Genomic DNA, 22,215 nt, shown 5'->3' with positions numbered 1-22,215 from the left:
ATGGGCTTCGTCTTCCTCGTCTCCGCCCTCGACTGGCTCAGATGAATGCAGACACGGCCTACAGGCCCATCTCGACGAGGGCACGACCACGCTTGCCTGGTGCTGGCGGATCACGCGGGCCGATGGCGTCACCTTCGGTTTCACCGACCACGACCGGACGCTGAGCTTCGACGGGACCGACTTCGAGCCCGAGAGCGGGCTCACGGCGTCCGAGGTGCGGTCGGGCTCGGACCTGTCCGTCGATGCGCAGGATGCCGAGGGCGTGCTGACCTCGGACCGGATCACCGAGACCGACATCCTCGACGGCCGCTGGGACAACGCCGAAGTTGAGGTCTGGCGCGCGAACTGGGCTGACACGGGCCAGCGCGTACTGATGCGCCGGGGTGCCATCGGCCAGATCCGGCGCGGGAGGCTGGCCTTCGTCGCAGAGGTCCGCTCGCTCGCCCACGTCCTCGGCCAGACGGTCGGGCGGACCTTTCAGGCGACCTGCGATGCCGCTCTCGGCGATGCGCGCTGCGGCGTCGATCTCGAGAACCCGGCGTTCAAAGGAACCGGCGCAGTCATCGATCTGCTGCGCGACCGGGCCTTTACCGCCTCGGGACTGGGTGCATTCATCTCCGGCTGGTTCACCTTCGGCACCATTGAATGGACCAGCGGCGCGAACGCGGGGCGTCGGACGGAGGTGCTCGGCCATGACGTCACGGACGGCGTGGCGATCCTGACCCTGCTCGAGGCGCCTGTGCGGGCCATCACCGAGGGTGACGCCTTCACCATCCGCGCGGGCTGCGACAAGCGCATGGAGACCTGCGGCGCGAAGTTCGCCAACACCGTCAACTTCCGCGGCTTCCCGCACATCCCTGGCCAGGATGCGGTGCTTCGCTACGCCACGAAGGATGGCGGGCACGAGGGAGGCGTGCTGTGACGCAACCTCCGGCATCGGCCGACCCGGCGCGCGTCATTGCCATAGCGCGGTCCTGGCTCGGCACGCCGTATCACGACCAGGCCAGCCTTCGGGGCGTGGGCTGCGATTGCCTCGGGCTCGCCCGGGGCGTCTGGCGCGAGATCGTCGGCCCCGAGCCGTTCCCGATCCCACCTTACAGCCGGGACTGGGGCGAGACCGGGCCGCGGGAGGTGCTGGCGAACGGCGCGCGCGCCATGATGATCGAAGTGGAACCGGCGGCAGCCGGTCCAGGCGCGCTGGTCCTCTTCCGCATGAAGCCCCGCGCCATCGCCAAGCATGTCGGGATCCTCACCGGCCCCGACAGCTTCCTCCACGCCTATGAGCGGCTCGGCGTGATCGAGGAACCGCTCAACCCATCCTGGCGGCGGCGCGTCGCCTTCGCCCTCCTGTTTCCGCAACGCTGAGACCCCGACATGGCCACCCTCGTTCTCGGTGCCGCTGGCGCCGCCATTGGCGGTTCGATCGGCGGCGCGATCCTCGGCGTGAGCGCCGCGACCATCGGCGGTTTCATCGGCTCCACCATCGGCTCGGTCGTGGACAGCTGGATCGTCTCGTCGCTGGCGCCGACACAGCGCATCGAGGGGGCGCGGCTCGACACGCTGCGCATCACCTCGGCCACCGAAGGCGCGGTCATCCCGCGGCTCTACGGCCGGATGCGCATGGGCGGCAATATCATCTGGGCGACGGATTTCCGCGAGGAGACCAAGACCACCACGCAGGGCGGCGGCAAGGGTGGCGGGGGCGGCAAGGTCAAGACCACCGAGTATCTCTACTATGCCAGCTTCGCCGTGGCGCTCTGCGAGGATCCGATCACCGGCATCGGCCGCATCTGGGCCGACGGCAAGCCGATGGACCTCTCCGGCGTCACCTGGCGCTGGTATCGGGGCGACGAGGCGCAGACGGCGGACCCGTTCATCGCGACGAAGATGGGCGCGTCGAACACCCCCGCCTATCGCGGCACCGCCTATGTGGTCTTCGAGGAACTCGCGCTCTCGACCTATGGTAACCGCCTGCCGCAGCTCTCTTTCGAGGTTTTCCGGCCGCTCGCCGATCCCGACACCGCCGAGGGGCTGACCCGCGCCGTCACCATGATCCCGGCCTCGGGCGAGTTTACCTATGCCACGCAGGCGATCCGCAAGACCGATGGCGGCGCGACGGTGCCCGAGAACCTGAACGCGCTGGCCGACTCCACCGACATGGTGGAGGCGCTGGACCGGCTCCAGGCGATGGCGCCTGCGGTCGAGAGCGTCAGCCTCGTGGTGGCCTGGTTCGGCGACGATCTGCGCGCGGGGTCCTGCAAGGTGCGGCCCGGTGTCGAGGTGTCGGCCAAATCGACCACGCCCGCCAGTTGGTCGGTGAACGGTGTCAGCCGGGCCAGCGCCTTCCTCGTCAGCCGGGATGCAGAGGATCGTCCGGTCTATGGCGGCACGCCGTCCGACTTCGCGGTGGTGCAGGCGATCCAGGAGATGACGGCGCGCGGGCTTCGCGTCACCTTCTATCCGTTCATCCTGATGGATGTGCCGCCCGGCAATACGCTGCCGAACCCGTATTCCGACAACGCCGCCGGGACGGGCCAGCCCGCCTTTCCCTGGCGTGGGCGGATCACCTGTTCGCCCGCGGCCGGTTTCGCCGGGACGGTCGACAAGACGGCGACGGCCGCAAGCCAGGTCGCGGCGCTCTTCGGCGCAGCCACACCCGCCAGCTTCAACGTCTCTGGTCAGTCGGTTTCGTGGACCGGAACGCCCGGCGACTGGGGCCTGCGGCGCATGGTGCTGCACTACGCCCATCTCTGTGCGGCGGCGGGCGGGGTCGATGCGTTTCTCATCGGCACCGAGATGCCGGGGCTGACGACGATCCGCTCGGGGGCCAGCAGCTATCCGGCGGTGCAGGCCTATCGGGACCTGCTCGCGGATGTCCGCTCGATCCTCGGGTCCGGGACGAAGATCGGCTATGCCGCCGACTGGAGCGAGTATTTCGGCCACCAGCCGGGCGATGGCACCGGCGACGTGTACTTCCACCTCGATCCGCTCTGGGCCGACCCGGAGATCGATTTCGTCGGGATCGACAATTACATGCCGCTGTCGGACTGGCGCGACGGGTTCGAACATGCGGACGCGGTCGAAGGCTGGCCCGCGATCTACGACCGCGCCTACCTGCAGGGGAACATCGCGGGCGGCGAAGGCTTCGACTGGTTCTACGCCAGCGCGGCGGATCGCACCGCGCAGGTGCGCACGCCGATCACGGACGGCGCGGCGGGCAAGCCGTGGGTCTTCCGCTACAAGGACCTGCGCGCCTGGTGGTCGAACCCGCACTACAATCGCCCCGGTGGGGTGGAGCGCGGCACGCCGACGACGTGGGAGCCGGAGTCGAAGCCGATCTGGTTCACCGAGCTCGGCTGCCCCGCCATCGACCGGGGCACCAACCAGCCGAACGTCTTCTTCGACCCGAAGTCGTCGGAAAGCTTCACGCCGCATTTCTCGCGCGGATGGCGCGACGACGCCATCCAGCGCGCCTATCTCGAGGCGACCTATCTCTGGTGGGGCGAGGCCGCGAACAATCCGCTGTCCTCGGTCTATGGCGGCCGCATGGTGCATGTGCCGGAATGCGCCGCCTGGACCTGGGACGCGCGGCCCTATCCGTTCTTTCCGGCGCTGACCGACGTCTGGACGGACGGGGCGAACTGGCGGCTCGGCCACTGGCTGACGGGGCGGCTCGGGGCGGTGTCGCTCGCCGCGCTGGTCCGGCACCTCTGCCTGCGCGCGGGGCTGCCCGAGGACCGGATCGACGTCAGCGGCCTCTGGGGCGCGGTCGAAGGCTACGCGATCACGGCGCTGGAAAGCCCGCGCGCCTCGATCACCACGCTGTCGCGCCACTTTGGCTTCGACGCGGTGGAGACCGAGGGCGTGATCCGTTTCATCATGCGCGGCCGGGCCTCCGTCGCCACCCTCGCGCCCGACGATCTGGTCGCCGCCCGCGAGGGCGATGTGCTGGAACTGACCCGCGGCCAGGAGACCGAACTGCCGCAGGCGCTCAAGTGGCAGGTCGCGCGGGCCGACGAGGATTACGATGCGGCCCTCGTCGAGGCGCGGCGCATCACCGTGGACACGACGCGGATCGCCTCCGAGAGCTTTCCGATGGCGGTGCCGCCCGAGGAGGCCGAGCGCCGTTGCCGCCGCGCGCTGATGGAGGCGTGGGTGGGGCGCGAGACGGCGGCGTTCCGTCTGCCGCCCTCGCGGCTGGCGCTCGATCCGGCCGATGCGATCCGGCTGGAGCATGACGGGCGGCTAGTGGACCTCCGGCTCGTCTCCATTGCCGACGCCGAGGCGCGCGGCATCGAGGCGGTGCGCCAGGACCGTGCGACCTACGATCTGCCGCCTGGCGATCCTCGCGCGGCGTCGCTGACGCGCGCCGTGGTGTTCGGCGCGCCGGATGCGGTGCTGATGGACCTGCCGCAGCTGACCGAGGACCAGGCCGCACACCGGCCACTGGCCGCCGCGCACGCCATTCCCTGGCCGGGCGAGATGGCGGTGTTCCGCAGCCCCTCGACCGATGGCTTCGAGCTGCTGACCACCTTCGGCAGCCGCGCCCGGATCGGGGCTCTGGTCTCCGACTTCTTCGCGGGGCCGACATCGCGCTTCGACCTCGGCAATGCGCTGGTGGTCGATCTGCTCACCGGCACGCTGGAAAGCGTCACCGACCTGACGCTGTTCGGCGGCGCGAACGCGCTCGCCATCGAGAGCGCGCCCGGCGTTTGGGAGATCGTGCAGGCGGGCGCGGCCGAGCTGCTGGCACCCGGCCGGTACCGGCTGACCCGCTTGCTGCGGGGCCAGCGCGGGACCGAGGATGCCATGGGCAACCCGGCCCCTGCAGGCGCGCGGGTCGTGGTGTTGGACGACAGCCTCGCAACGCTACCAGTCGCCGAGGCCGATCTCGGCATCCCGTGGAACTGGCGCATCGGTCCCGCGAGCCGCCCGGTCAGCGACGAGACCTATGTGGCGCAGACGTTCACGCCCGCGGGCGTCGGGCTGCGGCCGTTCTCCATCGCCCATGTCGAGCAGCCGTGGCGCACACCGCGCGCCCCTGGCGATCTGACGATACGCTGGACGCGCCGGTCGCGCGCACTCGCGGCCGACAGCTGGGGCGGGCTGGAGGTGCCGCTGGCCGAGGAACTGGAAGCCTACGAGGTCGAGATTCTTGATGGCGTGACCGTGAAGCGGGTGCTGAGCACGGCCACCACCAGCGCGGTTTACACCGCCGACCAGCAGACCGCCGACTGGGGCGGGCCGCTCGGGCCCGGCGACACGCTAGACATCCGCATCCATCAGCTCTCCGCCCTTGTCGGGCGGGGTGCGCCCAAGGCTGCAACGCTGAGCTTCTGAGGTAGCGCAATGAGTTCTGGCACGGCGCGCGATCTACGTCGTAGGCTTGGGACATGCGCCCCGAGGACGAAGACAGGATTGCAGCCCAGCTTGCCAGAGTGATGGCCGTGGCCTGCGTGCGCAACACGCAGCTCGAGGACTTGCATGCGGGTCCGGCGCCCGTCTCCCACGCGGGCGACGGCAGCGACGTCATCGTCGTAGACGCCGAGGGGAACCGTATTCCCTGGTCCGAGGTCTCTCGGATCGACGACGACGAGATGCGCGCGCTCATGCGCGAGATCGTGGATCGCCTCTACACCTTCCATCTGCGGATCGACGACCCGGCCTTCAGGGCCGAGATCGATCGCTGGGCCGCAATGACCGCGAAGTGGGACGCGCCGAAGCCCGACCCGGTTCTGTCGGCCATTCCGGCGGAGACGCCCGAGCGCGGGTAGCCCGCCACCTACCATCGCCGCGCCTTCATCCGCCGCCTGCCATGCAGGCGGCATTCTTCGTTCTGGAGACCGCCCATGTCCGACGCCACGGCCCATCTCCTGCTGCCCTACATCCTCGCAGCGCAGGCCCAGAAGCACGTCACCCACAACGAGGCGCTGCGGATCCTCGACGGACTCGTGCAGCTCTCCGTCCTCGACCGGGACCTGACCGCGCCGCCCGGAAGCCCCGCCGACGGCGACCGATACATCGTCGCCTCCGGCGCAACGGGCGACTGGGCGGGCTGGGATCTGAACGTCGCGCTTTGGACCGATGGCGCCTGGCTCCGCCTGCCGCCGCGGACCGGCTGGCGGGCCTGGGTCGAGGACGAGGGTCTGCTGCTGGTCTACGATGGCGCAGGCTGGGTCGGGACCACGCCGGACGCGCTGCAGAACCTCGCACTGCTGGGGCTCGGGACCACCGCGGATGCGTCGAACCCGTTCTCTGCCAAGCTGAACGCTGCGCTCTGGACGGCGAAGACCGTCGCCGAGGGTGGCACCGGCGATCTGTTCTACACCATGAACAAGGAGGCCGCTGGCGACGATCTCGGCCTGACGCTGCAGACCGGCTTCGTGACCAAGGCGCTGGTGGGGCTCTTCGGCTCCGACCGCTTCCGCCTCGCGGTCTCGGCCGACGGCAGCACCTTCTTCGACGGGCTCAGCGTCGACAACGCCACCGGCATCGTCGATCAGCCCCGGCTGCCGCGCTTCAAGGCGTACACGAACTACGACAACTATGTCGGCGTCGGTACCTGGACGAAGATCGGCCTGAACAACACCGACTACAACGATCAGGCTGCCTTCGACGCTGCGAACAACCACTTCGTGGCGCCCGTCGACGGTACATACCTTTTCGGCGCGACGCTCCTCTACAAGATCAACGCCAGCGCCACGGCGCGCATGCGCGGGCGGCTCGTTCTGAACGGCACGACGGAAATCCGCGGCTCCCTCGGCGAAATCTCCGCCACCCACGTCTCGCTCGCCACCGCGATCTGGCTGCAGACCATGGTGCCGCTCACCGCGGGCGATACCGTGGAGCTGCAGGGATATTTCCGGGTCGCGGATGGCTACTTCGCCGCCGATCACACGTCCTTCTGGGGCTGCAAGGTCGGCTGAGCGGCGGAAGGAGGATCCAATGACACCACCCCGATCCGAGGGCTTCGTGCGCATGCCCGACGCCGAATTCGAGGCGATCCTGACGCGGGCGGCCGAGGAAGGCGCAAAGCGTGCGCTGGCCGATGTCGGGCTCGACGGCGACGAGGCCGCGCTCGACATCCGCGATCTGCGCTCCCTCGTTGATTGCATCCGGCTGGTACGCCGCACCGCCATGCAGACCGCCGTCCGCATGATCACCACCGGCGTCATGCTGGCGCTGCTCGCCGGCATCGCCATCAAGCTGAAGATCTTCGGCGGCGGCCCGTAGCCGCTCACCACCCCATCGACCGACCCAACCGTACCCGCCCTCGAGGCGGGTTTTTCGTTTTCGGAGGACCCCATGACCACGACCTTTTACGACCACTGGCGCGATGTGCCCGAGAGTGCCTGGCGCTGGCCGAACTTCAGCCCAGCCGAGATTGCCTGCCGGGGTACTGGCAAGCTGCTGATCAATGAACCGGCGCTCGACAAGCTGCAGGCGCTGCGCGACCGGCTGGGCAAGCCGCTGATCGTCCGCTCCGCCTATCGCAGCCCCGAGCACAACCGTGCGGTCGGCGGCGCGACCCGGTCGAAGCACAAGGACGGCGCCGCCTTCGACATCGCCATGGCGAACCACGACCCCGTGGCCTTCGAGGCGGCGGCGCGAGAGGTCGGGTTCCTCGGCTTCGGCTTCTACCCGCGATCGGGGTTCATTCACATCGACCTCGGGCCCGCGCGTCAGTGGGGCGAGCGGTTCCCGGTCCGGGCGACTGCCTTCGCCGAAGAAACGCCACCAGCGCGCGAGGTTTTGGCCGATAGCCGCACCATGAAGGGTGGAGGGGCGGCTGGTGTGGCGACGCTGGGCGCAGCAGGGGTGGAGGTAGCGCAAAACGTCCTGGCCGAGACCCAGACCGCCATCCTGCCGCTGGTGCCGTATCTCGACACGTTGCGTTGGGTGTTCATCGTGGTGGCGCTCGGCGGGATCGCGGTCACCATCTACGCCCGAATCGATGACTGGCGCCGGGGGCGGCGGTGATCGGGGGGCTACTCACCGGGATCGCTACGAGCCCATGGATGCGGGCGGCGCTGCGCTACGGAGCCATCGCGCTGGCAGTGCTCCTGTTCCTGCTTTCGCTTCGGCGCTCCGGGGAGCGAGCGGGACGCCTCGCCGAACGCCTTGAAACCACGGAGAAGGCCAATGACGTCCAACGCCGGATGCTGGAAGCGGCGGCTCGCCGTCCTCGCGATCGCAACGAGCTTGCTCAGCGGCTGCGCGACGGACGGTTCTGATGCGGGCAGGCTCGGCGCCTGTCCGCCGATCGTCGAGTACAGCCAAGAGTTTCGGGGGCGCGCGGCCGCTGAGGTCGCCCTACTGCCGGAGGGGTCGGCGACCGCGGAGATGCTGAGCGACTACGCGGTGATGCGGGATCAAGCCCGGGCTTGCCAGTGACCCTTCCGAAAATCTGCGCCTGCGGCTGCCCGCAGGCGCAGTCAGGCCTCAGTACGTCTCCACGACGTCGCTGTATTCACCACGCAACTGGATCGTCATCGTTATCGGCGTGCTATCCCGGTTGCGCCAGAACCACCCGTGATCGCCGGCGAAGGGGGCTTCGATGCTGCCTTCGCCCGATGTCTGGCCGGCGCCACGTTCGTAGTCGACCGACTCGCCGCCGCTGTGGGCATGCAGGTCGAAGTTGACCCGCCCCCCTGTCGCCGTCCATGCGTAGTCGACCACGTTTCCGGCTTCCATCGTCATCTTGATCTCGGCAGTGGCTCCCGGTTCGAGGGTGAAGGTCACCTCGTCGCGCCAGGCTTCCTGCGCGTGGGCCGTGCCGACGAACACGCCGAAGACGGCGTCGAGAACGCTCGAGGACTGACCCCGTGCGCGCTGCTCGTCCAGCAGGCGATCCGCCTCGGCCTCTTCGGCGAGTTGAACCTTGATCTCGCCCATTTCCGTCAGACCCAGCACGCGACCGACGCCGGTCGGATCGATGGCATGTTCCGCGGGCAGATACACCATCAGGCCAATGGCCACCGCCCCGATGCCAGCGATGATCGTCGAGCGGCGCAGTTGAGCCGGTGTTGGCAGGTCTTCGATGTTGGGTTTCGGTGCGTTGTGCATTGTTCTTTCCTTTATGTGCTGGCGATGAATCCGGCGATCTGCTGATAGGTCAGCAAGACGCCAAGAAGAACCATGATGATGTTTGCATAGGTTGCCTGGGTCATGAACTTCGGGCTCCTGCGCCAGTAGCCCATGACGATCAGGATCACGAACAGCGCGAGAAGTTGCCCGACTTCGACGCCCACGTTGAAGGCCAGAAGGTTGGCCAAGAGCCCGTCTTCCGCGATCTCGTATTCGAGGATCTTGGTTGCGAGCCCGGTGCCGTGAAACAGCCCGAAAATCAGCGTCGCGGCCTTGGTGTTGGGCTGGAACCCGAACCAGCGCTGGTAAACCCCGAGGTTATCGAGCGCCTTGTAAACCACCGACAGGCCGATGATGGCATCGATGATATACGCGTTGATGCCCCAGCCGAACCAGACGCCCGCCAGCATCGTGACCGAGTGGCCAATGGCGAAAATGCTGACGTAGATGGCCACGTCCTTCATCCGGTAGAGGAAGAAGACGACGCCGAGCAGGAACAGGATGTGGTCGTATCCCGTCACCATGTGCTTGGCGCCGAGATATATGAAGGGGATGATGTGCACCCCCCAGATTTCCTGGATGTAGCCCGCGTCACCTTCGGTGACGTTGTGGGCGAGCACCTGCGCCACGCTGGATGCGTAGAGCGCGAGCACTGCAAGGGTCAGGGCGACCGCACGGCGCGATGCCAGCGCGCGCAAGCCCCAATAGCCTGAAGTCATGAATAGATCTCCGTTGTGCTGTTAGAGGATCGGTACGCCGCGCGATGCGCGACGCCGATCAGGCACGTGGAGGGCGTTCGATCCGGAAGGTACGGTGGGGGCCGTCCGGCGAGGTCCGGAGCCGCCACGCATCCCTTTGCGCAAAAGCCAGTTGGCCCCCGTGACCCAGCGACAGGAATGCCTGGCTGTGATCGTGGTCGGCAGTCTCGTGGCTGTGACCGTGCATGGCCCAGTAGAGATCTTCCTCGAACCCATGCGAATGGCCGTGATCGGCAATCATCTCCAGATGATCCTGGATCGTCTCGAAGACAGTCGGCGCATGGTTCGCGGTCGGCATGACGGACCAGACCACCAGCGACAGGCACAGAAGCGCCGCAAACGCTTGTCGTCCAAATGTCCGCAGAGGTGCCATCGATCTTGCCTGTCCGCCCGCTCGTCGTCGCGGCCCATTCATGGAGCCATCTTGTTCTATCCCCCTGGGGAGGATAGCGTCTTTCTATGACAATGCCCCATGTCCACGCAACCCACCCCGCCTTGATTGCCCGGCTGAAACGTGCCGACGGCCACCTGCGCGCGGTGATCGGCATGATCGAGGAGGGCAAGCCCTGCCTCGAAATCGCGCAGCAGATGCAGGCGGTAGAGAAGGCCGTGGCGAACGCCAAGCGTGCGCTGATCCACGATCACCTGGATCATTGCCTCGATGCCGAGCATTCGGCCGCAGATCGTGACGAACTGAAGGCCATCTCCCGATACCTCTGAGGTTAGCCCCGTGCTGGAAGTCCTTGCCGACCGTACCTATCGCCATCTCTTCGCCGCGCAGGTCGTGGCGCTTCTGGGCACGGGGCTTGCCACCGTGGCACTCGGGCTTCTGGCTTACGATCTGGCGGGCGACGACGCAGGCCTGGTGCTGGGCACGGTCTTCACCATCAAGATGGTGGCCTATGTCGGCATCGCCCCCATCGCTGGGGCTTTCGCTAACCGGGTGAACCGCCGGGCGTTTCTGGTCGCACTTGACCTGGTTCGGGCGGCTGCGGCGCTCTGCCTGCCTTTCGTCACCGAAATTTGGCAGGTCTACGTCCTGATCTTCCTGCTGCAATCGGCGTCCGCCGCCTTCACGCCGACCTTCCAGGCGACCATCCCGGACGTGCTGCCGGACGAGGCGCGCTACACGCGGGCGCTGTCACTGTCGCGGCTGGCTTATGACCTCGAGAACATCGTCAGCCCGATGCTGGCCGGGCTCCTGCTGGCAGTGGTGAGCTACAACTCCCTCTTCCTTGGAACGGTGGTGGGGTTTGCCGCCTCCGCTGCTCTCGTCGTCTCGGTCCTGCTGCCCAGTCCGAAACCAGCCGAGCCGCGCGGCATCTACGACCGCACGACGCGCGGCATCCGCATCTACCTCGCGACGCCGCGCCTGCGCGGACTGCTGGCGCTGAATCTCGCCGCAGCCGCTGCGGGCGCAATGGTGCTGGTCAACTCGGTGGTGCTGGTGCGAAGCGCGCTGGGGCTGGACGCTTCCGCGCTGGCCTGGACGCTGTTCGCCTTCGGTGCCGGGTCGATGCTGGCCGCACTTGCGCTGCCGAAACTGCTCGACCGCGTGCCGGACCGGCCGGTGATGGTCGTCGGGGCCGCGCTCATGGTGCTGACGCTCCTCGGTCTCGCCGGAGAGGCCGCCGCTCTTGGGCTCACCTGGCCCGTCCTCCTTGGCGCGTGGCTGCTGGTGGGCCTGGGGTATTCGGCGGTCCTCACCCCCTCCGGTCGCTTGCTGCGGCGTTCCGCCCACGCAGAAGACCGCCCTGCGCTCTTCGCCGCTCAGTTCGCGCTCAGCCATGCCTGCTGGCTTGTGACCTATCCGCTTTCCGGCTGGCTGATGACGCAGTTCGGACCGGTCGCGGCCCTCGGGGTGCTGGCCGCGCTGGCCGGCGTCGGCGCGCTGTCGGCACTTCGTCTCTGGCCGCAGGAGGATCCCGAGATCCTCGAGCACAGCCACGACAACTTGCCGCTCGACCACCCCCATCTCAAGGGCGCGCGACGCCACGCGCATCCGTTCGTCGTGGACGACCAGCACCCCCGCTGGGCGTCACAGCTTTGAGCGACCCTCAACGGGTGCCCCTGAATGTCATGCGAATCTCAGGCTGCCTGATAGCTTGAGAATGTCTCTGTCGTGCCGTCACGACGGATCAGGTATACGACATAAGCCTCTCGCTGCGACTCCGGGCCCATGCCGGGGGACCCATAGGGCATGCCGGGCACTGCGAGGCCGACCGCGTCAGGGCGTTCCTCCAAGAGACGGCGAATGTCGGCAGCAGGGACGTGGCCCTCGATCATGTAACCATCCACGCGACCCGTATGGCAGGAGACCATCTCCTGCGGGATGCCGCTGTCGAGCTTGTAGCGCATCAGAAGCGTTCCCGCGCTCGCCTCGGTCGTGACTGCGAAACCGTCGTTCTCGAGGATCTCGATCCAGGCCGAGCAGCAGCCGCAGTTTGGGTCCTTCATCACGTGGACCGCCGGTCCGGCGCCTTGCGCCAGAGCCCTCAGGGGCGACGCAGCCGCCAGCGCAGCTGTGCCGATCAGGAGCTTGCGGCGGGAAAACATGTCTTGGGTCATCTGATGTTCCTTTCGAGGTTGGATGTGTGGGCTGGCAGATCAGAGATCGACCCGCCTGAGCCGCAGGGCATTGGTGATCACCGAGACCGACGACAGGCTCATCGCCGCCGCCGCGATCATCGGCGAGAGGAGAAGGCCGGTGAGGGGGTAGAGCAGCCCTGCCGCGATCGGAACGCCAAGTGCGTTGTAGGCGAAGGCGAAGAACAGGTTCTGCTTGATGTTGCGCAGGGTGGCGCGGGCCAGCTTGCGCGCCCGGACGATGCCCATCAGGTCACCACCCAGCAGGGTAATGCCTGCACTTTCCATTGCAACATCCGCTCCGGTGCCCATGGCGATGCCCACATCCGCGGCGGCGAGCGCGGGCGCGTCGTTCACCCCGTCGCCCGCCATCGCGATCTTGTGGCCCTCTTGGCGCAGCTGGTCGATCAGGTCCTTCTTTGCCTCGGGCAGGATACCCGCGCGCACCTCGTCAATGCCGAGCTTTCCCGCGACCGCCTGCGCCGTGCGTTCGTTGTCGCCCGTCGCCATGATCACCCTTAGCCCTTGGGCATGAAGTTCCCGAATGGCCTGCGCGGTACTCTCCTTGATCGGGTCGGCGACCGCCACGATGCCGACGAGCGCGCCGTCAAGCGCGACGAACATCGCCGTCTTGCCCTCGGCGCGCAGGGTGTCGGCCTTTGACTCGACCTGCGCGGTGTCGAGCCCCATCTCCCGCATCATCGCCGCGTTGCCGAGCGCCACCGCGCGCCCGCCGACGCGGCCCTGCACGCCCTTGCCGGTGACGGCGTCGAAGTCCGTAGCCTCCTGTCGCGGGGCACCCTGCGCCTCGGCTCCCTCGACGATCGCCTCAGCCAGCGGGTGTTCCGAGCCGCGCTCCAGAGCTGCGGCCAGCGACAGCAGTTCGGTCTCGGTGATGTCGCCAAGCGCCACAACGTCCGTCAGCTTCGGCTTGCCCACGGTCAGCGTGCCGGTCTTGTCGACAATGAGCGTATCGACACCCGCCATGCGCTCCAGTGCCTCGGCGTCCTTGATCAGCACACCCGCCTGTGCGCCGCGCCCCGCGGCCGTGGTGATGGAGATCGGTGTCGCCAGCCCCAAGGCGCATGGGCAGGCGATGATCAGCACCGACACAGCCGAAGCGATGGCGAAGACGAGCGCGGGCTCTGGGCCGAAGATCGTCCAGACGACGAAGGCGACGATTGCGACGACGACCACGGTCGGCACGAATACCGCCGAGACCCGGTCAGCCAGACCCTGGATCGGCGCGCGCGAGCGCCGCGCGTTCGACACCATCGCGACGATCTGCGCCAGCACGGTATCGGACCCGACCTTGCCCGCCTCGATCACCAGAGAGCCGTTCTTGTTGATCGTGGCCCCGGTCACAGTATCGCCCGGGCCCTTCTCGACGGGCATCGACTCGCCCGTCAGCATGCTTTCGTCCAGCGAGGAACGGCCCTCGATTACGGTTCCATCGACCGGAACCGCGTCGCCGGGACGGACGCGCAGCCGGTCGCCCTCCATGATGTTTTCGAGCGGCGCGTCATATTCCGTGCCATCGGACAGGATGCGCCGCGCGGTCTTCGGCGCCAGATCCAGAAGCGCGCGGATCGCATCCCCGGTGCGTTCTCGCGCTCGGAGTTCCAGCACCTGGCCCACGAAGACCAACGCGACGATCACCACCGCCGCCTCGAAATAGGTGCCGACGCCGTGGCCCATCCGGTACTGTTCCGGAAACACCCCCGGCAGGAACGTCGCGACGAGCGAGTAAAGGTAGGCCGCCGCCACGCCGATGCTGATCAGCGTCCACATGTTTGGGCTGCGGTTCACAATGGAGTCCCAGCCGCGCCGGAAGAAAGGCAAGGCGGCCCAGAGGATGATCGGCGTTGCCAGCACGAACTCGAGATAACTTGCGGTCTGATGCCCGATCCAGTCGCGCACTGGCAGCGCGACCAGTTCCCCCATCGTCAGGATGACGAGCGGCACCGCCGCCGCCGCCGAAATCCACATCCGACGCGTGAAGTCGGTCAACTCCTCGCTGGGTTCGTCCGATGGGACCATCGGCTCCAGCGCCATGCCGCAGATCGGGCAGGACCCTGGCGCATCGCGAACGATCTCCGGATGCATCGGGCAGGTGTACTGGACGTTGGCCGGAGCAGCCTTCTTCTGCCGGGCGGCCCGGCCCGAAGCGTAGAACCACGGATCCGCCTTGAACTTCGTCTGGCACTTCTCCGAGCAGAAATGAAAAGTCTCGCCCTGGAACTCGGCGTGATGTCCGTCCGGCTTGACCGCGACCGTCATCCCGCAGACCGGGTCCTTCGCCGTCTCGGTTGCCGCCGGAATGTCGGGCGTCGCGTGATGATGATCATGCTCCATGGTCTGCCAGCCTTTCGATGTCCTGTTTCAGCTTGCGGCCTCCAGCCGTTGGAAGCTCAAGCCCTTATCATTGGTGGTCGTGAGTGCCTTCCGGGGCGGGATTGCGTGCGAGGAAGATCCCGACAAACAGGAACACCAGCGCCATGCCGATCGCGCCAAGGACGACGATGAGGGGGTCGGACTGCCACTTCATCGCGGCGAGTGCGGCCAGCACCACGGCATCAAGTGCGATGGCCGTCAGCAACACCCAGCCCCGCGCGCCTATTTCCTCGCGCAGATGCCGGAACACGCCGAAATGGATGATCATGTCCATCACCAGATAGAAGAAGGCCCCGAGCGAGGCGATGCGGCTGAGATCGAAGAAGACCGTCAGGAAGCCCGCGATCACGACCGTGTAGACGAGCGTGTGGTCCTTGATCGTGCCCGGCATCCCAAAATGGCTGTGCGGGATCATCTTCATGTCCGTCAGCATCGCCAGCATCCGCGAGACCGCGAAAACGCTGGCGATCAGGCCCGAGGCAGTGGCCACCAGCGCCAGCGCCACCGTCAGGTAAAAGCCGGTTTGCCCGAGGGCTGGTTGGGCGGCTTCAGCCAGCGCGTAGTCCTTCGCCGCCACGATGCGATCGAGCGGCAGGCTGGAGCCGACCGCGAATGCGACCAGCAGGTAGACGACGACGCAGATGGCGATGGACAGGACTATGGCCCGGCCCACGTTCCGATGCGGATTGGTCAACTCGGCGCCGCTGTTGGTGATGGTCGTGAAGCCCTTGAAGGCGAGAATGGACAGCGCGACCGACGCCACGAATCCACCCGCACGAAAATCTCCGCCCGACGCTTCGAACGAAATGCCGCTGGCCCACAGACCGGCCGCCCCGAACAGCGCAATGCCGCCCACCTTGAGAATGGCCATGATAATGGACAGCAGCCCGACCGACCGGTTGCCAGAGACGTTCACGAGATAGGCGAAGACGATCAGCCCCACGCCGAGGACCGGCACGAGAATGCTGTCCGGATCGCCGCCGAAGGCTCGCAGGGTGTAGGTTCCGAAGGTGCGAGCGACGAGGCTTTCGTTGATGACCATCGATAGCGCCATCAGGAGAGCTGCGCCCGCCGCGACCGTCGTCGGTCCGTAGGCTTTCTTCAGGATCATCCCGATGCCGCCCGCAGACGGGTATGCGTTCGACATCTTGATATAGGTGTAGGCGCTGAAGGCGGTCACGATGGCGCCGACCACGAACGAGAGCGGGAAGAGAGGCCCGGCGAGTTCGGCGATCTGGCCGGTCAGCGCGAAGATGCCCGCGCCGATCATCACGCCGGTGCCCATGGCTACCGCACCGGAAAGGGTGATGCTGTTCTTCTGGTACTCGCTTCCGGTCATGGATTTCCCTTTTCAGGCTTTTGCCGCATGGCTACCCAAAGCAGTGGCAGGCCCGTCAAGAGGCCGAGGCCAAGTACTGCCCATGTCGCCCGGCCCAGATCTCCGCTCACCGCCTCGCCGCCGAAATGGGCCAGCAGGAAGCTTGCCGGAATGATCCCCGCCAGTGTTGCCAAGGCGAAACGCCAGGCGTGCAATCGGCTCAGTCCGGCCGCGTAGCTGATCATGTCGAAGGACACGAAGGGCATCAGGCGGCTGGCAAGAACCGTCGCCGTCAACGCGTTCTGCGAGCCGAGCAGCCCGGCATCGACGCGGTCCCCGAACACCCGCCGCAGGACGTCATGCCCCAGAACCCGTGCGAGACCGAAGGCGATCAGCGCCCCGAGCTCGGCGCCGATGACGACCTGCACGGTCCCCCAGAGATGTCCGTAGGCCGCTCCGGCCGCCAGTGCGATGGGTGCACTCGGGATTGGGCTGGCCACGACCGCGATGGTCATAAGCGTGACGATCAGGACCGGCCCCCAGAGACCCGCACGCGCCACCAGCGTTTCCAGACGCTCGGGCTCCAGGAGGCTGCGCGCCTCGGCGAACACCGAAGGCGCGAACTGCCAGACAGCGAGCAGTCCGATGCCGAGGATCGCAAGGCCCGCGAGAATGGTGACGCGCAGGCTCATCTCAGACCGCCGCGACGGCCTTCGCCAGGAGGTCGCGCACCTCGCCCGCCACGGCCGTCAGTTCGGCGTTCTCAATCGCCTGCATCGACGCCACAGGATCGATGGCGCTGACTTCCACGCCACCGTCGACCTCGCGCAGGATGACGTTGCATGGCAGCATCGCACCGACGCGCGGTTCGATCCCGATGGCCTGATGCGCCATCTTGGGGTTGCAGGCGCCGAGGATGCGGTAGGCGGGCATCTCGACATCTAGCTTCTTCTTCATCGTCGCCTTGACGTCGATCTCGGTCAGGATGCCGAAGCCGTGGTCGGTGAGGGCCTTCCGCGCGCGAGCGTCGACGTCGTCGATACCGGCGTCGGGGAACATTCGATTGATCGTGTAGGTCATTGCCAACTCCTTTTTTCTATTTCCGAAGATACTTGATCAGCGCTGCTATGGCCAAAACCAGCAGCACGAGGATCAGCAGGCCGAAGAGCCAGCCAAACCCCATTCCGAAACCCATTCCGGGGCCCATGTCGTTCCAGTTCATCATCTCATCCTCCTGATTTTTACCCGCAGGGTGCGTCTTTTGGCCGGCCCTCACGACAACATGGGGCAGGACAGACCAGGATCGGTGCCGGGCGGGGCGCCATGTCCGGACGACCCGCTGGGATCAGACGGACGCCGTGACCGCGAATTCGGTCATCATCCCCGTCGTAAGGTGCGGCATGTGGTGGCAATGCAGCATCCATCGGGCGGCCTCACCGACATCGAGGGCGACATCGACCATCGACATCGGTGGCACGTGAACCGTGTCGCGTAGTGCACCGGCGACCCGACGCCCGTTCAGCCCGACGACCTGGAACACATGGCCGTGCAGATGCATCGGGTGCGCCATCATCGACATGTTGTGGAACGACAGCACGACCCGCTCACCGCTGCGTGCGGTGATCGGCTGGTGCTGGCCCCAGACTGCCCCGTTTATCGTCCAGACGTACGGCTGCATCGAACCGCCCAGCATCAGCATCTGGCTGCGGTCCACGGGTCGATCCGGCAGAGCGTCCAGCGCGATGAGGCGCGCCTCCTGCGCCAGATCGGTGTCGAACGCGGGCGCTTCGGCATCCGCCATTGCATCGAGACGCCGCACTTCGGCACCCTGCGTGGCGAGGATCAGGCCGGTGCGCTCGCGCGCGCCTTCGCGCAGGGCGAGGATCGGCCAGGCGCCGCCTTCGTGCGGCAGGTCGATCTCGATGTCCAGACGCTGGCCCATTGCCAGACCGAACCGCGTGCCGGCGAGAGGTTCGACCGCGTGCCCATCTACCGCGACCAGCCGCGCCTCGGCACCGCCGGTCTCGATCCAGAATACCGTCGCCGCAGCGGCGTTGATGACCCGAAGCCGGATACGGCCACCGCGCTCGACCTGGACCACCTCCGGGTCCGACAGGGTCCGGTCATTGGCGAGATAGGCGTCCCAGTCATAGTCGTTCAGGTCCATGGCCATGCCGCCCATCTGGCCGCCCATACCCATCATCCCGCCCATTCGGGGCATGTTGCCCATCGGCATGCCGCCCGTGGCGCCATGGCCCATGGCCCCGTGATCCATGCCCTGCATCGCCCCCATGCCTCCCATGGGAGCGCCCTGATCGGGCAATGCACCGGCACCATGGCCCGCGCCGTGCCCGCCGCCATGACCTGCGCCGATCTCGGCCAGAACCTCCTCGGGGGCCTTGAAGGAGAAGTCATGAAGGAACATCACGACGTCTTGCCGGTCGGCAGCAACGTCCTCGCCCGAGCGCACGATCAGCGGCGCGGCGAGCAGCTGCATCTCCTGGGTGGGCACATGGCTGTGCATCCAGTGCGTGCCGGGCCGTGCCTCGAAGTCGTAGGATCGGGTTTCACCCGGTGCGAGGAGGGGCATCGGCATGTCCGGCACACCGTCCTGCGCGTTGGGCGGGATCTGTCCGTGCCAGTGGATGATGGTACCGACGTCCAGGTCGTTGGTCAGATCGACCCGGAACCTCTGGCCGGGGTCGAGGATCAGTCCCTGACCGCCGGGGCCGGCAAGCCCGAAGACCGTGGCAGCGCGACCGTCGATGTCGAGCGTGCGCGTCGCAGCGGAGAGGCTGATCGGCGCCACCCCTTGCGCGAAGGCGATGCGGGGCAAGTGTGCAGCGCCAATGGCGGCCGCACTTGCGGCAAGAAAGCCGCGTCGAGAAAGCATGTTCATGGTCGTCTCCTCGGGACTTCCGTCCCGTTCATCAATACCGATGGGGCGCCTCGGGCGTCTGCCCGGGCGCGCTCAGAGGAGACGGAGCTTGGGAGGTCGTTCGTTCAGTCCCGGCGCACGGCTGACGTGGATTGCCGCGGACGGGACGTCATGACTGGCGGCGCCGTAGGCGTGCCCGGCTTCCTCGCCTGCCGACGTCAGGAAGGCAGAGAGGCCTGCGCATACGAACTCGCACATCTCGGCATCGGCCGATCCACAGTGCTCTCCAGCGTCACAGTCGAAGCCCGAAATGACCGGAGAGTGCATCATGTCGGCGACATGCATCGCGTGATCCACACCGGAATTCATGCTCATGCGTGTCGCATGCGCGGAGGTCACCGTCGTCACCACGGTGATCGCGAGTATGGCAAGCATGGTGACGACACGTTCGAGCATGCTGCAAAGATAGGCATTGCTCACGAGAATGTCCATTGTCGCAGGCGCCTCGCCGCTGGCACAACGTGGTCTCGACCAAACGCGAATGTTATTCCGCAGTGATCGGGGATAGACGTCTTGAAAAAAGCTCTCCGAAATACTGTCGTGATCGGTCTGGTCGTCGGAGGTGTGATCCTCGCGGTCTTTGCTGGCTGGCGTTATGCCGGTACCGCATCCACCGCCGTGGCGTCGGCGGACATCATCGCGCAAGGACGCCAGATCTATGCGGATCAGTGCGCCGCCTGCCACGGCGCGGAACTGGAGGGCCAGCCGGGCTGGCGCTCGCCGCTTCCGTCCGGCCGGTTGCCGGCGCCCGGGCGGGTGCCTGGCGGCACTGGTTCGCGCGCTTGCGTGGTCCGCTCGCGGGCAGGCTGCACGTCGAGATCGCCCGGATCGCCGTCGTTGGCCTCGTTCTGTCCTCCACGACCGCCCTCTGGATGACTGCGTCTACCTTCGATCTCCTGCCGGATGGAGGCGCCATAGCGGCCGCCCCGACCGACGTCAGTGGAGAGACGGGGTTCGCGCTGGACCGGATGCCCACGCTGCAGCAGACGCCCGTCGCCGAACTGCGTGAGCTGAGCTTTCCCTATCCCGGCGATACGACGGACGTGTTCACGCTCAAGACGGACCGGGGAACCGGATACCTCGATCAGGGCGACGGAGCGTTGCTGGCCTGGGCCGACCTCACGGTGTGGGAACGCGTCTCGGAAACCATCTACATGCTGCACACCGGACAGGGCGCGGCGACGCTCGGCCTCGTGCTCGGGCTCATGGCGCTCGGCGTGCCAGCGATGGGCGCGACCGGCGTGCTGGTCTGGCTCGCCGGGCGGCGGGGTCGGCCGCGCATCCGGGGCAATCAGCCCGCCGGTCGCGCCGAGACGATTCTGCTCGTCGGCAGCGAGGGCGGCAGCACCTGGGGCTTCGCCGCGACCTTGCAGGCCGCACTGAAAGAAGCCGGGCAGAGCGTCCATGTCGGCCCGCTGTCGGCCTTCAAGCTGGAGCGCTACACTAGCGCCCAGCGGATCATCCTGCTCGCCGCGACCTATGGCGACGGGGCGGCGCCCGCGTCGGCGAAAGGCTTTCTCGACCGGCTTAACGCTTCCGACCGTGCGCCGAACATCCCTCTCGCGGTCCTCGGCTTCGGCGACCGGAGCTTTCCGGCCTATTGCGCCTTCGCCAGGTACGTCGCGGCAGCGGCGCAGGCGAAGGGCTGGCTCGAACTGCTGGCTCTCGACACCATCGACCGGCAATCGCCGCAGGATTTCGCGCGTTGGGGCCGGGCGCTCGGAGACGCGCTCGGGATAGAACTCGAACTGTCGCACCGGCCTGTCCAGCCGCAGACGACCACGCTGACCCTCGTCTCACGGCGCGACTACGGCGCCGAGGTGCAGGCGCCGACCGCCATCCTCCGCTTCGCGCTGCCGCGCGCCTCGCTCTGCCAAGGGCTGCTCGGGAGCGGGTTCGCCCGGTTCCAGGCCGGCGACCTGATCGGAATTCTGCCCGAAGGAGGCGCCGTTCCGCGGCTCTATTCGCTCGCCTCCGGACGCCGCGACGGCTTCATCGAGATTGTGGTCAAGAAGCACCCCGGCGGCCTCTGCTCGGGTCAGCTCACGGTGCTGGAGCCTGGCGACACGGTGAGCGCTTTCCTGCGCCGCAACCCGGGTTTCCGTCCGGGGCGGAGCCGGGCGCCGCTGATCCTGATCGGCGCGGGGACCGGCATCGGGCCGCTCGCGGGCTTTGTGCGCGGCAACACGCGCGGCAGGCCGGTTCACCTGTTCTTCGGCATGCGCCATCCCGACAGCGATTTCTTCTACGGCGAGGAATTCCGCGGCTGGCAGGACGAGGGGCGTCTGACCCGGCTGGTCACGGCCGTCTCACGCGGGGCGCGCCCCCACTATGTCCAGGACGCGCTGCGCGGCGAGGCCACTCAGGTCGCGGAGCTCATCCGCAATGGGGCGCGCGTGATGGTCTGCGGCGGACGGGACATGGCCGCCGGCGTGGCCGAGGCGCTGGCCGAGATCCTCGCACCGGCCGGGCTGACGCCGGCGGTCATGAAGGCGGAGGAGCGGTATGTCGAAGATGTCTACTGAGCGCATTCGCATCGCCCTGAACGGACCGACCATGGGCACGCGCTGGTCGGCGCTGTTCTTCGCGGAGCCGGACTTCGACCTGGCCCCGATCCGCGCGGCGCTGCAGGCGGCCGTGGAAGAGGTGGACGGACAGATGTCGACCTGGAACGCGGGCAGCGACCTGATGCGGCTCAACGCGGCGCCGGTGGGAGAATGGGTGGCGGTGCCCGCGCAACTGGCTGCGGTCCTGCGCCTCGGCCTCGAGATCGGGCGCGCCTCGGGCGGGGCGTTCGACATTGGCATTGGCGACGCGGTGACGGCCTGGGGCTTCGGGCCCGGGGACGCCGCGCCAGATGGCATCCGCGCCGCGATGACCGCGTCGCGCCGCCCGGCACATGAAGCGCTGGAGATGGACGATGCCCGCGTGCGCAAGGCCGCAGCCCTGAAACTCGACCTCAACGGCATCGCCAAAGGCTATGGCGTCGACCGGCTCGCCGAGACCCTGCGCGATCATGGGATTTCGGATGGACTCGTCGGGATCGATGGCGAGATGCGTGCAATGGGGCTCCGGCCGGACGGCGAGGCCTGGACCGTCGCGGTCGAGGCGCCGGACGCCGAGCGCCGGACGCT

At 67.4% G+C, this 22,215-nt stretch carries 22 protein-coding genes and 2 pseudogenes; 13 read left to right on the top strand and 11 right to left on the bottom strand.

All coding sequences use genetic code 11. The annotated features are described in order from the left end of the window. From DDE13_RS17540 to DDE13_RS17505, 8 genes are all read left to right on the top strand, one after another. The coding region (locus tag DDE13_RS17540; RefSeq protein ID WP_111405568.1) for a DUF2163 domain-containing protein at nt 1-922 on the top strand (922 nt) is incomplete at its 5' end. Beyond that, complete coding sequence (locus tag DDE13_RS17535) at nt 919-1,365, top strand: NlpC/P60 family protein (protein WP_111405567.1); 447 nt, start codon at nt 919-921, stop codon at nt 1,363-1,365. The genes DDE13_RS17540 and DDE13_RS17535, both read left to right, overlap by 4 nt. 9 nt (nt 1,366-1,374) lie before the next feature. Beyond that, nucleotides 1,375-5,340, top strand: coding sequence for a baseplate multidomain protein megatron (locus DDE13_RS17530; RefSeq protein WP_111405566.1), 3,966 nt, complete (start codon nt 1,375-1,377; stop codon nt 5,338-5,340). A 53-nt stretch (nt 5,341-5,393) separates the two neighbouring features. Beyond that, complete coding sequence (locus tag DDE13_RS17525) at nt 5,394-5,774, top strand: hypothetical protein (RefSeq protein ID WP_235868755.1); 381 nt, start codon at nt 5,394-5,396, stop codon at nt 5,772-5,774. A gap of 75 nt (nt 5,775-5,849) precedes the next feature. After that, a complete protein-coding gene (locus tag DDE13_RS17520; RefSeq protein ID WP_111405565.1) occupies nt 5,850-6,926 on the top strand; it encodes a DUF2793 domain-containing protein in 1,077 nt (358 codons plus the stop codon). Between the two features lie 19 nt (nt 6,927-6,945). Beyond that, nucleotides 6,946-7,233, top strand: a complete 288-nt coding sequence (locus tag DDE13_RS17515; RefSeq protein WP_023851444.1) for a DUF6127 family protein — start codon at nt 6,946-6,948, stop codon at nt 7,231-7,233. 72 nt (nt 7,234-7,305) lie between these two features. Further along, the gene (locus DDE13_RS17510; RefSeq protein WP_111405564.1) at nt 7,306-7,980 is read left to right on the top strand and encodes a YcbK family protein; all 675 of its coding nucleotides are present in this window, start codon (nt 7,306-7,308) and stop codon (nt 7,978-7,980) included. Between the two features lie 38 nt (nt 7,981-8,018). After that, nucleotides 8,019-8,234, top strand: coding sequence for a hypothetical protein (locus tag DDE13_RS17505; protein ID WP_235868754.1), 216 nt, complete (start codon nt 8,019-8,021; stop codon nt 8,232-8,234). 208 nt (nt 8,235-8,442) lie between these two features. Here DDE13_RS17505 and DDE13_RS17495 read toward each other — a convergent pair whose 3' ends face one another. The 3 genes from DDE13_RS17495 to DDE13_RS17485 are packed head-to-tail and all read right to left on the bottom strand — an operon-like array spanning nt 8,443 to nt 10,218. Continuing rightward, entirely contained in the window at nt 8,443-9,066 is a 624-nt protein-coding gene (locus DDE13_RS17495) for a transmembrane anchor protein (RefSeq protein ID WP_111405561.1), read from the bottom strand. Between the two features lie 11 nt (nt 9,067-9,077). Beyond that, on the bottom strand, nt 9,078-9,806 hold the full coding sequence (locus DDE13_RS17490) for a HupE/UreJ family protein (protein WP_111405560.1): 729 nt from the start codon (nt 9,804-9,806) through the stop codon (nt 9,078-9,080). A 58-nt stretch (nt 9,807-9,864) separates the two neighbouring features. Then, nucleotides 9,865-10,218 (bottom strand): hypothetical protein, encoded by a 354-nt coding sequence (locus DDE13_RS17485; RefSeq protein WP_111405559.1) that lies wholly within the window; start codon nt 10,216-10,218, stop codon nt 9,865-9,867. Between the two features lie 86 nt (nt 10,219-10,304). Between DDE13_RS17485 and DDE13_RS17480 the strand changes: the two genes are divergently transcribed. Both DDE13_RS17480 and DDE13_RS17475 read left to right on the top strand, forming a co-directional pair. Next, complete coding sequence (locus DDE13_RS17480; RefSeq protein ID WP_111405558.1) at nt 10,305-10,565, top strand: metal-sensing transcriptional repressor; 261 nt, start codon at nt 10,305-10,307, stop codon at nt 10,563-10,565. Between the two features lie 10 nt (nt 10,566-10,575). Further along, nucleotides 10,576-11,895: an MFS transporter gene (locus DDE13_RS17475; protein WP_111405557.1), complete on the top strand. Its 1,320-nt coding sequence runs from the start codon at nt 10,576-10,578 to the stop codon at nt 11,893-11,895. 38 nt (nt 11,896-11,933) lie between these two features. Here DDE13_RS17475 and DDE13_RS17470 read toward each other — a convergent pair whose 3' ends face one another. The 8 genes from DDE13_RS17470 to DDE13_RS17440 all read right to left on the bottom strand — a co-directional run bounded on the left by DDE13_RS17470 (nt 11,934) and on the right by DDE13_RS17440 (nt 19,513). Then, nucleotides 11,934-12,413: a DUF411 domain-containing protein gene (locus DDE13_RS17470; protein WP_111405556.1), complete on the bottom strand. Its 480-nt coding sequence runs from the start codon at nt 12,411-12,413 to the stop codon at nt 11,934-11,936. A gap of 39 nt (nt 12,414-12,452) precedes the next feature. Beyond that, complete coding sequence (locus DDE13_RS17465) at nt 12,453-14,786, bottom strand: heavy metal translocating P-type ATPase (protein WP_111405555.1); 2,334 nt, start codon at nt 14,784-14,786, stop codon at nt 12,453-12,455. A 67-nt stretch (nt 14,787-14,853) separates the two neighbouring features. Then, entirely contained in the window at nt 14,854-16,164 is a 1,311-nt protein-coding gene (locus DDE13_RS17460) for an APC family permease (RefSeq protein ID WP_111405554.1), read from the bottom strand. Beyond that, nucleotides 16,161-16,835: a TVP38/TMEM64 family protein gene (locus DDE13_RS17455; protein WP_045681287.1), complete on the bottom strand. Its 675-nt coding sequence runs from the start codon at nt 16,833-16,835 to the stop codon at nt 16,161-16,163. The genes DDE13_RS17460 and DDE13_RS17455 overlap by 4 nt, the downstream gene beginning before the upstream one ends. 1 nt (nt 16,836) lies before the next feature. Then, nucleotides 16,837-17,223, bottom strand: a complete 387-nt coding sequence (locus tag DDE13_RS17450; RefSeq protein ID WP_045681285.1) for a DUF302 domain-containing protein — start codon at nt 17,221-17,223, stop codon at nt 16,837-16,839. Nucleotides 17,224-17,239: 16 nt separating this feature from the next. Further along, nucleotides 17,240-17,365 carry a hypothetical protein gene (locus tag DDE13_RS23610; protein ID WP_268951256.1) on the bottom strand — a complete coding sequence of 42 codons (126 nt, stop codon included), beginning with the start codon at nt 17,363-17,365 and terminating at the stop codon, nt 17,240-17,242. A 123-nt stretch (nt 17,366-17,488) separates the two neighbouring features. Beyond that, nucleotides 17,489-19,042: a multicopper oxidase family protein gene (locus DDE13_RS17445; protein ID WP_111405553.1), complete on the bottom strand. Its 1,554-nt coding sequence runs from the start codon at nt 19,040-19,042 to the stop codon at nt 17,489-17,491. A gap of 72 nt (nt 19,043-19,114) precedes the next feature. Then, nucleotides 19,115-19,513 (bottom strand): hypothetical protein, encoded by a 399-nt coding sequence (locus DDE13_RS17440; RefSeq protein ID WP_045681279.1) that lies wholly within the window; start codon nt 19,511-19,513, stop codon nt 19,115-19,117. Nucleotides 19,514-19,648: 135 nt separating this feature from the next. On the opposite strand from DDE13_RS17440, the pseudogene DDE13_RS17435 reads away from it, so the two are divergent. The 3 genes and pseudogenes from DDE13_RS17435 to DDE13_RS17425 all read left to right on the top strand — a co-directional run. Beyond that, nucleotides 19,649-19,831 (top strand): annotated as a pseudogene (locus tag DDE13_RS17435) (c-type cytochrome); the annotation flags it as partial. Beyond that, nucleotides 19,777-21,606, top strand: a pseudogene (locus tag DDE13_RS17430) (flavodoxin domain-containing protein); the annotation flags it as partial. The pseudogenes DDE13_RS17435 and DDE13_RS17430, both read left to right, overlap by 55 nt. Next, on the top strand, nt 21,587-22,215 hold a 629-nt coding region (locus tag DDE13_RS17425), incomplete at its 3' end, for an FAD:protein FMN transferase (protein WP_162631065.1). The pseudogene DDE13_RS17430 and the gene DDE13_RS17425, both read left to right, overlap by 20 nt.

It is taken from the genome of Meridianimarinicoccus zhengii, assembly GCF_003254465.1.
In the GTDB taxonomy this organism is placed as follows: Bacteria; Pseudomonadota; Alphaproteobacteria; order Rhodobacterales; family Rhodobacteraceae; genus Meridianimarinicoccus; species Meridianimarinicoccus zhengii.
This window is presented reverse-complemented; position numbering and strand designations above follow the sequence as displayed.